6 protein-coding genes and 1 tRNA gene are annotated in these 12920 nt (G+C 44.5%); 2 read left to right on the top strand and 5 right to left on the bottom strand.

Annotation, left to right across the window (positions count from 1 at the left end; genetic code table 11):
- Positions 1-2220, top strand: a 2220-nt coding sequence (locus tag ACKI5G_RS02710) for an ATP-binding protein (protein ID WP_407397413.1), incomplete at its 5' end; no start/stop codon positions are given.
- Positions 2217-4670: an amino acid permease gene (locus ACKI5G_RS02705; protein ID WP_407397411.1), complete on the top strand. Its 2454-nt coding sequence runs from the start codon at positions 2217-2219 to the stop codon at positions 4668-4670. The genes ACKI5G_RS02710 and ACKI5G_RS02705, both read left to right, overlap by 4 nt.
- Positions 4671-4768: 98 nt before the next feature.
- Here the strand turns inward: ACKI5G_RS02705 and ACKI5G_RS02700 are convergent, their stop codons facing one another.
- The 5 genes from ACKI5G_RS02700 to ACKI5G_RS02680 all read right to left on the bottom strand — a co-directional run bounded on the left by ACKI5G_RS02700 (position 4769) and on the right by ACKI5G_RS02680 (position 12686).
- On the bottom strand, positions 4769-6499 hold the full coding sequence (locus ACKI5G_RS02700) for a methyl-accepting chemotaxis protein (protein WP_407397409.1): 1731 nt from the start codon (positions 6497-6499) through the stop codon (positions 4769-4771).
- A gap of 31 nt (positions 6500-6530) precedes the next feature.
- The gene (locus ACKI5G_RS02695; RefSeq protein WP_407397407.1) at positions 6531-9575 is read right to left on the bottom strand and encodes an ATP-binding protein; all 3045 of its coding nucleotides are present in this window, start codon (positions 9573-9575) and stop codon (positions 6531-6533) included.
- Between the two features lie 119 nt (positions 9576-9694).
- Positions 9695-9770, bottom strand: a tRNA-Thr gene (locus ACKI5G_RS02690).
- 48 nt (positions 9771-9818) lie between these two features.
- Complete coding sequence (locus tag ACKI5G_RS02685; protein WP_407397405.1) at positions 9819-11291, bottom strand: hypothetical protein; 1473 nt, start codon at positions 11289-11291, stop codon at positions 9819-9821.
- A 36-nt stretch (positions 11292-11327) separates the two neighbouring features.
- Positions 11328-12686, bottom strand: a complete 1359-nt coding sequence (locus tag ACKI5G_RS02680; RefSeq protein ID WP_407397403.1) for an amino acid permease — start codon at positions 12684-12686, stop codon at positions 11328-11330.
- Positions 12687-12920 lie beyond the last annotated feature (234 nt).

Genomic DNA, 12920 nt, shown 5'->3' with positions numbered 1-12920 from the left:
GGTATTATGGCCTATACCCGTAACATTTTGGGTTATGACCACGCATTTCTGGCAGGATGGATTTTACTTATTGCATACCTTTCTATCTTATGGGCCAACGCTACCGCCACCATTATCCTATCCCGTTTTCTGTTGGGGGATACGCTGGCATGGGGTTACATGTATACCATTGCCGGCTTTGATATTAATTTTGGTGAAATACTCTTTACATGGATTGTGTTTATATTCTTCGGACTGTTTTCATGTTATGGGGGAGCTCTCCGCAAACTTTTAAATACCTTCCTGGCCTTACTGTTTCTGGCAACGGTGGTAATGCTTTTTGTTGCCATGTACACTCACACTCCTGAAGGTGTTTTTAACCCTCTGTTTCAGAAGGGCACGTCTCCAGCCATGCAGGTATTTAGCATGATGATGCTGGCCCCATGGATGTTCTTCGGATTTGAAGCTATCACCCACACCAGAAGTAATTTTAATTTTTCCACCAAAAAATTATTTCCAATAATGATTGCATCAGTTCTTGCAGGCGGTCTCATTTATGTGCTGTTGGCGTCCATGTCTGTTATGGCCATCCCTGCAGACTTTGCCTCCTGGACCGACTACATTGCCCAAAAGAATAATCTAAACGGCATTAAAGGATTGCCGGTATTCAATGGTGTATATAGCACCTTTGGTCAGCAAGGTCTGACAGTCCTTTGTGTGTCCATCGTGGCAGCCATATCCACCAGTCTGCTGGGACTTTACCATATAACCGGTATTATCCTGCAATACATTGGTGGACGTAAAATCTTACCAAATTGGTTCTGCCAGGAAACAACAAACGGCACTCCGCGTAACGCCATTATTTTTGTTATGCTCATATCACTCTTTATTCCTTTCCTGGGCCGTGTGTCCGTGGTCTGGTTATGTGATGTAATCACTGTAGTTGGTGCCGTGGCTTACGGCTATGCTTCCCTTTGTTCCTATATCATTTCCCGCCGGGAAAATGATAAAAAAGGACAGTGGCTGGGAGGTTTTGGTTTGGCCATTTCTCTGTTGTTTTTCTTCTTACCTCTGGTTCCAGGAGTAATTTTGGCCGGCTCAATGGATACAGAATCCTATCTTATGCTGTCCTGCTGGAGTCTTCTGGGTTTTGTCTACTATTGGTATGTATTTAAAAATGACGACCAGCACCGTTTTGGAAACAGCACCTCTATGTTCATCATGATTCTTTTCCTTAATTTCTTCTCCAGCAGCCTGTGGCTGCATCAGAAGGGGGAGAAGTGGCTGAATGTTGTGCCAAGTGAAGCTGAAACCTTATCCTACATTGATTTGGCCTCCGAAGGTTTATCAAAGGACAGTGCTATTCAAATGACCATGATTTTGATTATTTTACTGCTGATTACCAATATCTTCATTACTATAAAAAGACGGGAACAGCGTCTATTTCAAACCTTCCGTTGCCAGCATGAAATCAACAATGCTAAAAACACATTCCTTTCCCATCTATCTCATGATATTCGCATTCCGGCAAAGGCTGCCCAGACCTCAGTGCATCTGGCATTGGAAAATTGTGCCCTCTGTGCCGGCTGTCCCGAAGAGAACTGTCCACGCCGTGTTCCTGACCGCCTGACAGGCAGCCTTGGCAAGCTTGATATTCACACACAAAGCCTAATGGCCTTTATCGACTACATGCTGGACAAGGGCAAGGTAGTTAATGGTACAAAAATGGACAATCTTCCACTGGATGCTGTAACAGTAGATTTAAATGAATTGCTTCAGCAAATAAAGGATCTGTTTGCCCAGCAAATGCAGGATAAAAATCTCTTTTTCGAGGTTTATCCTATGGAGCTTACACATCCGCTGGTATTCAGCGACCAAATTCAATTGGAACGGCTCTTAATTAATCTCCTGAGCAATGCCTACGAATACACCAACGCCAATGGCGGTGTTATGGTTACTCTGCTGGAAACTGCCTCCATGCCTGAGGGTGAAAGAGCTCTCTATGGTGACTACGAATTCCACATTCATGATACAGGCTTAGATATTCCGCCAATAGTTATCAAAAGTCTGACGGAGGATTTTCATCCTGACGACATTGATATGGGTGGTCTCCATATCGCCCGGGGAATAGTTCAGGCCATGGGTGGTACCATCGAGGTTTCCGCCGCCCCTGATCAACAGGGCAAGGACATTATTGTAAGACTTACCCTTCCTATAGTCGCAAAGGAGATATGCTTATGAATACGTCAAAGGCAAACAACAATGTACGTCTGCTCACAATCCTGAATGTGTGGGGACTCTCCTTCGGCTGTGCCGTGGGCTGGGGTGCTTTTATGATGCCCGGCAATTTATTCCTGCCTAATGCGGGACCTGTCGGAAGCATACTTGCCATTATATTCGGTGGGCTGGTTATGCTGATTATTGGTGCCAACTTCTGCTCACTGGCAGAAAAAATGCAGGATAGCGGTGGTTTCTTCGCCTATACACGGGAAATCATGGGACACGACCATGCATTTTTAGTGGCCTGGGCCATGATTATCACCTATCTCTCCATTCTCTGGGCCAACGCCACTGCCGTGGTTGTCCTGGTGCGCTTTATGCTGGGAGATATTCTTCAATGGGGATTTCATTACCAGCTGGCAGGCTTTGACGTTTACGGTGGAGAAATTCTGGCCACTTGGGCGATTATACTTCTCCTGGGACTTTTCTCAGCTTACGGAGGACGTACCAAGCAGGCCGCCAATACACTGCTGGCCTTAATTCTCATCGGTGGTATCGTAGCACTCTTCTTCGGTGTACTGGTCACCAGTCCTCAACATGGCAGCTTCTATCCAGCCTTTGAACCGGATTTGGACAGCAGTCCTTTTCATCAAATACTCAGCATGCTGATGGTTGCCCCATGGATGTTCTTTGGTTATGAAGCCATCACCCAGGGTAATCAGGAATTACATTTTCCATCCCGCTATATGTTCCCGCTTGTATTTTTCTCACTGTTGGCCTCTGTTCTCGCCTACTGTCTTCCTATTGCCACGGCGGTTATGGGGATACCGGCAGAATTTTCCAACTGGAATGACTATATCAACGCTATCGGCCAAATGGAAGGGCTTAAAGGATTACCATTCTTCTACAGCGTAAGCTCCCAGTTGGGCAGTACTGGCTTGACCATATTAACAGCCGCCATTATGGCGGGTATTCTGACCAGTATGATTGGCCTGTATAGGGCAGCTGCCTTCCTCTTAAGCACAATGGCAAAAGATGAACTTTTGCCATCGGCCTTTTCCCAAATCGAAAATGATGGTACTCCACGAAAGGCAGTTCTGCTGATTATGGGGATATCACTTCTGATTCCATTCCTGGGGCGCACTGCCATTGTATGGCTGGTTGATGCAATTACCATCAGCGGTTCCATCGCCTATGCCTATATTTCTCTGTGTCGCTATCGTGAATCCACAGTAACCCATGATGGAATCGGCAAGGTCTTTGGAATGACCGGCTTTATTATCTCCGTATTTTTCTTCTTCTGCCCGATTATTCCTAACCTTCTTCTGGGTACGGACCTTAATACAGAATCCTATCTGTTACTGGCTGTATGGAGTGTCATCGGTCTTGTATACTATTGGTATATTTTCAAGCACGACAAACAGCACCACTATGGCAAATCCTTCTCCATGTGTACAGTTTTACTGTTTTTCAATTTCTTCACTACCGCCCTGTGGTTGCGTCAAGTTATGGAAACCAGCTTCACACTAATCCGTCAAAATGGCCATGCCGCCATAAATGAAGCCTTAGATGTCAGCAGTATGGTGCAGATGATCATCATCATACTCATTCTCATCTTTATGGGGGATATATTTACCACCATGAGGCGAAGGGAATATCTGCTGAATATACAGGTTCAGGAGGAACAGCACAATAGTCAGATACGTAATTCCTTCCTGAGAGGTATGACCCATGATATCGGACTAATGATGCAGTCCATAATGAGCTATGTAAAGCTGGCCAAGAATACAGGCACCGAATACCAGAATATACAAGGCAACTGTCCTCAGGATAGTCTGGACAGTTTGTGGCAGGCTCTGCGGCATACTCATTCTGTAAGTCACTATTTCCTGCATCTGGTAAGGGAAATGGGCTTGGTAGACCGCATAACCACAAATAATTTGGATTTGTACCCAATAGCTACAGATATTCATCACAGCCTACAGCAAGTAAGAAACATCTTTGTAATCCAGATGCAGGATAAAAATCTGGATTTCCATGTTGATGCCAGCCAGCTGGACAATGCCTATACTTATTGTGATAATAATCGCATACAGCGAATACTGCTGAATCTTATCAATCTGGCTTATGATTTTACCCCTATAGGTGGCAAAATCTCAGTTACAGTAACCCAAAAAGATTATGCATACCGCAAACCTTTAAAAGAAGGAGATGAGGCAACCTCATCGCGGTTATGTGCCGATTATGAGTTACGAATATCTCATACATGTTTCCCAGCAAAGGAAGAACCGGAAAAATCGGAGAAGCATGAAATGAGCCTGGCCATCACCAGACATCTGGTGAAGCTGATGGACGGAACCCTCGATATACAAAACACTCCAGAAGGTGAGAGAGCAGCCATTATCCAGTTAACCATGAATCTGGCCAAGCAATCGGCTGTTTCCTACACCAAATACGAAAATCTGGCATAAAGCCTATATGCAGCTGTAAAAGGCTCCCCTTATGATATGGTCAATATCACAAGGGGAGCCTCTTTATGTGTCACTTTATCATTTTATTTGGTATATTCCTATACCCTAAACTCACCTACAGCAGTCTGCAGGCTGTGGGCCAGCTGAGATAATGCCTCACTGGCAGAAGCAATTTCTTCAGCAGCAGCGGACTGTTCCTGGGCTGCCGCGGAAACACTTTCCATATCTGTTGCAACCTGACGGCTGTTTTCAGAAATCTTGGTGGAACGGTTACGAACATTCTCCGTGTCACCGGAAACCACCTTCAGGTCTTCGCTCATGCCCTTGGCCTTTTCAGCCACAGCATCAGAAGCCTCCAGAATCTTGGCAAAGGATTCCTTAAGCTCTCCTACAGAAGCAGTACCTTCCTTAACTGCCACATTACCCTTCTGCATGGAATCAACAGCATCTGTGGTATCATTTTGAATAGCACTGATAAGGTCGGTTATACGTTTAGCGGAACTTTGAGATTCTTCAGCCAGCTTACGAACCTCATCTGCTACTACAGCAAAGCCACGGCCATGCTCGCCGGCACGGGCTGCCTCAATGGCTGCATTAAGTGCCAGCAGGTTTGTCTGGTCGGCAATACCGGAGATAGTCTCGACGATCTGACCAATCTCCTGGGAACGCTTGCCCAATTTATCAACTGTGATGGAAGAACTGTTAACTATTTCTTCTACACTGATTATCTTATTTACAGCCTCTTCAATAGCATCACTGCCATCCTGGGCCTGCTTGTGGGATTCCACCACGTTGGCAGTAACATCGCTGGCTGTGTGATTCAGATTATCAATGGAGTGCATGGTATTATCAATGGAATCCATAGCCATTTCCACATCCATCTGCTGTTCAATAACAGCACTGGCAGAGCTGCTTACACGCTGAGCCACCTGTTCAGAAGCCAGAGCACACTGGTGGGCAGTAGCTGTAAGCTCCTGGGAGGATGCCGCCAGCTGCTCAGTGGAGCTGATAACCTTATGGATAAGGTTATTTACTGTCTTACGCATATCCCGAACTTCAACTTCCATGTGACCAAATTCATCATGGCGGTCTACGGCACCAATAAGACCATCCTCGCGGAAATCACCACGGGACAGCTTATCACAAACGCGAATAACCAGCTGCAATGGATCCGTAATCTGCTTGGTAATAAAGGCAATAGTAGCTGTCAAAATTACGATGATCAATACGCAGGCAACAGTCATACGCATAATGGCACCGTTCATGTCCTCTTCGCCCTTTTCTATGGCCGCCTGGGCTTCAGCCAGGTTCTGTTCCTGTACTTGCCCTAAATCCTCTCCCATTTTAACTGCCAATGGCATAACCTGGTCCTGATAATAGTTCATAGGAGCCCGCTCGTCCTCACCCTCATAGGCGCTCATGGTAAGCAGTTTGGAAGCATTAGACTTATAGGCATCGAAATCCTTGCGCACCTCAGCTGCCAAGGCTTTCTTCGCTGGATCATGGACTGTCAAAGCCTCATATTCCTGCATAAACTTCTCAGCTTCATCCATGGCTTTATTGAACTTGGTAGTTCTGTCCTGACGGCGCTCCGGCCTGATAGTATATGGCTGCAGGCCAGCCTGAATCTGGGAAAAACGGGTATTATAACGCACCTTGGCACAATAGTAAATACTCATGGTATGGTTATTGTATAGATCCTCCATATCCTCCCGGGCCGCTTTTATGGAACTGTAGCCTATCCAGCCCACTATCAAAGTAGCGATAAAGGCCATTATACCTATCACGGCCAGCTTGTTCCTTACCTTCATATCCTTGATAAAATTCATAATTACACCCCCATATTAACTTTTATTACACCTACTTTAAGATTTCGCCCAAGGTGGTTAACGTTTTTTCAACATCAATCGGCTTTGCCAAGTGAGCATTCATACCCACAGAAAATGCCTTCTCCTGATCCTCCTTAAAGGCATTGGCTGTCAGTGCCACTATTGGAATATTGCACTTGGATTCATCATCCAACCGTCTTATCTTTTCAGTAGCTCCATAACCATCCAGATTTGGCATCTGAATATCCATAAGGATAAGGTCATAATATCCGGCGTCATGCTTAACCAGCATATCAAAGCACACTACACCATCTTCAGCCCTTTCCACCTCAAAACCGGCATCCTCCAATATGAAGGTGGCAATTTCAGCATTAAGCTCATTATCCTCCGCCATGAGAATTCGCTTGCCGGTGAAATCTACAGCTTCCTCTGTAGTCTGTTCCGCCTCTGTCTCAGGAATCTCGCCGATGCGATGTGGAGTACAGATAATAATTTCAGTTCCCTCACCCAGCTTACTATTGACCGTAATCGTTCCCTTCATCTTGTTGATCAGGGCCTTAACTATGGCCATGCCAAGGCCGGAGCCCTGAATACCACTCTGCGTACTGTTGCGGTCACGGGAGAACTGATCAAATATTTCCGCAATAAATTCTTCGGACATACCTATGCCATTATCCCGCACTGTAACCTCAAGTATACATTCATCCTCCGTATCTCCGGGCAGCTCTCTGGCCCCCACAAAGATGCTTCCCCCATTAGGGGTGTATTTCACCGCATTGCTGATAACATTCATTACAGCCTCGGACAGATGAGTCTTGTCAATGTATAAGAAACGATGCTCCAATTCCAGGCTGCTGGTAAGAGCCAAATTTTTGTTTTTCGTTTCACCCTCAAACACTATCAGGCAAGAATCCAGCATTTCATGGGCATCCGTCAATTCTTCCTCAATAAACAGATTTTTGTTTTCAATACGGGCCATTTCCAAAACACTGTTTAAAATGTCCAAAAGCTGATAGCTGGCCGTTTTAATTTTTTGGCGATTTTCCTTGGTCTTCTCATAGTTGTCCGGATGTCGCGCCTCCATCTCAATAAAGCCAATTATGGCATTGAGAGGAGTACGGATATCATGACTCATATTAAACAGGAAGGTCGATTTTGCCTTATTGGCTGCCTCGGCAGCTTCTATGGTTTCTTCCAGCTTGGTCTGCTGCTCCTGAAGCAGCTCATTGAGTACCTGGGTCTCCATCAGATGGGTTTCCGTCTCAGCGGCAAATTCCTCAATCCTGCTCTGCCTCTCCTGAAGCTCTTTATTAAGTACGGAAATCTCCTCTACCTTATCTGACAGCTCCTGGCGGTGCTGCTCCGACTCCTCCAGATGCTCGCGATTTTTTATATTCTCTCTGGAGATAAAGTATACAATCAAGGTAGCTATCAGAACCACTGCTCCCACAGGAATCCAGATATTCTTTCTAAGGAAATCCGTCACTGTCACTTCGTTTTTTGGCATATAGCTATATGCGTGAACAAGGGCAAAATCATTGTCCATAAGGCTAAGCCCGTGATTTATTATCCTTATCCCCTCGTCGAAGGAGCTCAAGCCGGCCAATCCCAGCGGCACTTCATTGGTTAATTGGGCCGTATTCAAAGACGGGTCATTTCCCATTTTACGTAATATGTACTCAGATCTAAGGCTGGAAACAATAATAACATCAGCCTCACCCTTTTTTATTCCTTCCATACACTCATAAATGTCATCGTAATAAACAACATCATTTTTAGGGTAATGAAGCATTCTGAAAGGTTCCATTACAGGATTACGTCGTGAAACCGCTATTCTGGCCTTGCTCATATCCGGGTATGCCCCAATGTATATAATATTAAAGTTGGCCTTTACTGCCGGATCACTTGGTACCAATTCATTCCGCTCAGTAATCCAGTTATCGGCCAAAGCCGGGAAAATAACATCAACCTCATGGTTTCTTAAACCATCCCTAAGCTCCTGAGCCGTACGATAGCCTTTATATTCAATGTGTATATCCGCATACTTTAAGGACCTGAAAATCTCCGGCAGAACATCCTTTAGTACACCTGTAACATTACCATCACTGTCCTGGGTACTGAACGGAAGATAATCATTCATATAGCCAACTTTGATGGTATCATGCTCCGCCAGCCATTTACGCTCACTAGGCAACAGTGTTGTTGTGAGTGACACATCCTTAAACCATTTTTGATTAAGCTCACTGATGAAGTTTGGATTTTCCCGTTTCATTAGCTTCTGAGACTGATTGAGATCATCCAAAATATCCGGACGGGCTTTACTTACAACACAGAAGAAATTCACTGCCCCCACGTCAGCAAATACTTCAATTCCTATATCAGAGAAAGCCCCCTCATCTTCAGCCACCATAATATCAATATTGCCGCTGATAATGGCCTCATCCCGTTCTTTTGTATCACCAAATTCCACCACCTGGGCAGTGATATTGTTGGCAGTGAGATAACGGCTCAGGGCTCTCGTCTGTGCCCCCTTAAGGACACCAACCCGTTTGCCGTTTATAGTGGCCGGATCAGAAGTAATCTGGTCATCAGAGGAACGCTTTAAGAAATAATATTTTGTCTCCCCCATAGGATCCCGGGGATAACTGAGAACTGCTGTGCGCTCCGGGGTATAGTCCAACCCTGCCAGCAGGTCAATTTCTCCCTTTAGCAGCATGTCATACAACTTGGCGTAAGAGCCGTACACGTATTCATACTTCCAATTATTGTATAACTTCAGCCGGGACAAATAATCATAGGAATAACCACTCTTGAGAGTATCATCTTCCAGCCCACTCTGAAAATTTTCCTCTTCATAGAAACCCACCCGAACAATCTTTTCATCAGATGCATTGGCCTGCATGGCAGGCATAAGCCTAACTACCCCCAAAAGGCAGGCCAGTACTGCAATCATGCATAATAACTGCTTTATATTAAAGCAGTTTGAATACCATCTATATCTATGACGCACACTATGCACCCCCTGCATACCGCCATAAGAAAAGTCATATTTTTCTGTCTGTTCTTTATTCTCCATAACGGGTTTTAATTCCTCTATTTTTTCTTATATTATCCGCTAAAAAAAAATAATTTTTACATACAAAAAGGGCTGCCCCATGGATGAAAATCATCAAATGGGACAACCCCGTAATTTCATGGTGCTGACAGCCAGGATCGAACTGGCGACCTTCGGGTTACGAATCCGATGCACTACCAACTGTGCTATGTCAGCGATACTATGTAATTATACTCCATGACCATTGTGGTTTCAATCTCTTTATCAGAATTTTTCCAATCTCTTTTTGGTTTGCTCATTTACCTCTGAGCTTTTTAGCTTCATCAAGGTATTTTTCATAGACTGGGTGAGCTGGAAGTCAGATTTTCTCCACTTATCAACAGTATTAAGGGCAATATTCCTGGTACCGATAACCGGGGAATAAAGACCTGCACAAATGAGTTTTTCACCCTTTCCCGGCACTGCCTGTAAGCCCTGAATAACATAAGAAAGAATACCATAGTCGGCAAATCTCTCGTCATTGCCCATTTCATTTTCAGGACCGGAGGCCATTTCCTCCAGAGGCAATTCATCCTCAAAAAGCTCAATTATCTCATCAACATACTGTTTTTCAGGCAACAGCAAATCAATCATATCATATTTGGTCTGCCATTCATGGCGCAGGGTGTCCATAGCACGGGCTGCATAATCAAGCCCAAGTGCCTTCCCCAAATAAAAGCCATCACCGTCATCCATGGATGCCTCAACACAATCAATACATTCGTTGGAATCAAGGATGGAGTTGGCACTCTTTAAGAGATTAGCTTTTTCTGACAGCTCACTTTTTTCCAGGAAATCCCGAATATCAAAAATATTACTGTAATCTTCCAAAGCCTCCGCATATTTATCAGCCAGTTTAAAATATGCTGTCAGCAATTCATTGGACTTCTTGTACTTGCTGAGGCCCGGAACAGGATTATCTTCCAAAGAGGCTCCAATAAGCTGGCCTGCCAAAACGAAATCCTCTTTGGTTGCTTCAGGGGCAGACAGCCTGTCCAGAAGCCCGCCTCTCTTGATAGCTACAATGGCAGAATATTCCGGCATTATTTCATTCTTCCAGCCCTCCTGCAATAGCCATTGGGCCATATCATCGTTTTCCGGCTTCAGCATACTTACAGCATGAATACGCCCCCACCCCTTAAGTCGCTTGGCCACAGAATAAATAAGGGCATTTCCATCCTCAAAGGAGCTTAACAAGAACAGGCAGAACAGAGTCAGCTCCTCAGAGGCTGCCAACACCAGCAGAATATCCTTCAGCTCCTGGGTTTCTTCACGATCCAGAAGCTCCAAAATGGTAATGGCAAACTTTACAGATTCTACATCCTCACTCTGTACCAAAAGAGTCATACAAAAGCGTCCCAACGCCTCCGGGGACAGCTTTTCCGGATGATCAAATACCCAATCCTGAAGTGCATCCATTACTGGCAGCATCACACCACCATTCTGAAAATGAGTGATAAGCGCATTGGCTGAATCCTTAAACCTCTCTTGGGAAGCCATTTCCAGCACCAAAGTCAGTGCACTGATATCAGGATTCTTTGTAGGCCCCATATGATAACGTACTGTTCCATCTATGGCACCATCTGCAAAACGTAGTCCCTGCTCCGGCAGCTGACGCAATACAAAATCTTCAGGCAAGGTACCGTCCGGCAGCAGTGCTTCCTTAATTCTGTTGTAAATTGATAAATTCTCTGACATAGTATATTCCCCTCGTATACCCATATAAGATTTTAATTATTCCACATCACTCTTGTTATCACGGCTTATCTTAAAGCGATATCCTGCATAAAGGATGCACAGCCAAATAGGAAGGGCAATAACTGCCATCCTCATATCCGGAATCTGTGTCATCATCACAATTAAGCCTACCAAAAAGGCAAGGCTAACATAATTGGTTAACGGATAAAGAATGGATCTGAACTTGGAATGAACACCATTTTCCTCGCAATACTTCCTGAATTTCATGTGAGTCATAGTAATACATACCCAGTTAATTACTGCGGAAATAACCACCACTGCAAAGAGATACATGAAAATCTGGCTTGGAAACAGATAATTCATAACAACAATAATCAAAGTAATACATGATGATACCAAGGTTCCCACTATTGGCACCCCACGGGAAGACAGCTTCATAAACACCTTCGGCGCATCTCCCTTTTCCGCCAAGCCATAAAGCATACGGGCATTACTGTAAATAGCTGAGTTATAAACTGAAACCGCCGCTGACAATACTACAAAATTCAAAATATGAGCCGCCGCCGGAATCCCAACATTGTCAAAAATCTGTACGAAGGGTGATGACTCCATTCCCACCTGATTCCAAGGCCAGAGGCACATCAGCACAAACATTGTGCCCACATAGAATATCAAAATTCTCCAAATAACCTGATTAATTGCCTTTGGAATAGAGCGGTCAGGATCCTCCGCTTCACCGGCTGTAATTCCCAAAAGCTCAATACCACCATAAGAAAACATAACCACTACACAGGCCATGGCCAATCCCCATACGCCATTTGGCATAAAGCCACCGTAATTCCACAAATTACTAATATTGGCCGGATAGCCCAAGGGATTGGTAATGATTAAATATGCTCCCAAAAGGATCATACTGAGAATAGCCACTACTTTAACAAGTGCCATCCAAAATTCGGTTTCGCCGTACGCACTTACATTGACCAGATTAATGGCGGTAATAACAATAAGGCAAATAAGTGCTGATAACCACTGAGGCACATCCGGCCACCAGTAATTCACATATATACCAACAGCAGTAATCTCTGCCATACTTACCATGATATAGCAATACCAATAGTTCCATCCTGCCAAAAATCCCGGAAAGCCACCCCAGTATTTTGTGGCATAATAGCTGAAGGAACCTGCCACCGGCTCATGCACTGACATTTCTCCCAGCATTCTCATAATGAAATAAATAACTACGCCACTAACCAGGTATGCCAGCATTACTGACGGCCCCGTAAGGGCAATAGTTGAGGCTGAACCATAAAAAAGCCCTGTACCGATAGCACTCCCCAGTGCCATCATTTGCAGGTGCCGGTTCTTCAAACCTCGCTTAAGATTCTTGCTTTCCATAAACCCAACTCCTAATATTGAACATGTTTCCATAGCTATTTTCCTGTGGATATTGTTAATAAGTTATTCACAATATAGCCCATTTTGTGAATAACTCAGTGGATAACCCTGTATTACAGCTATGTTTGTGTCAGCTTTTCACTTTTTCTGTGGATAAATATGTGACAAATGACAATCAGTATTATAACATATTTTCAGATTGGAAATAAATAACCTCTTGCTGTATACATCATC

Origin of the sequence: Anaerovibrio sp. (assembly GCF_045637405.1) — a bacterium.
In the GTDB taxonomy this organism is placed as follows: domain Bacteria; phylum Bacillota; class Negativicutes; order Selenomonadales; family Selenomonadaceae; genus Anaerovibrio.
The sequence above is the reverse complement of the archived record's forward strand: the minus strand, read 5'-3'. Positions and strand labels throughout refer to the sequence as shown.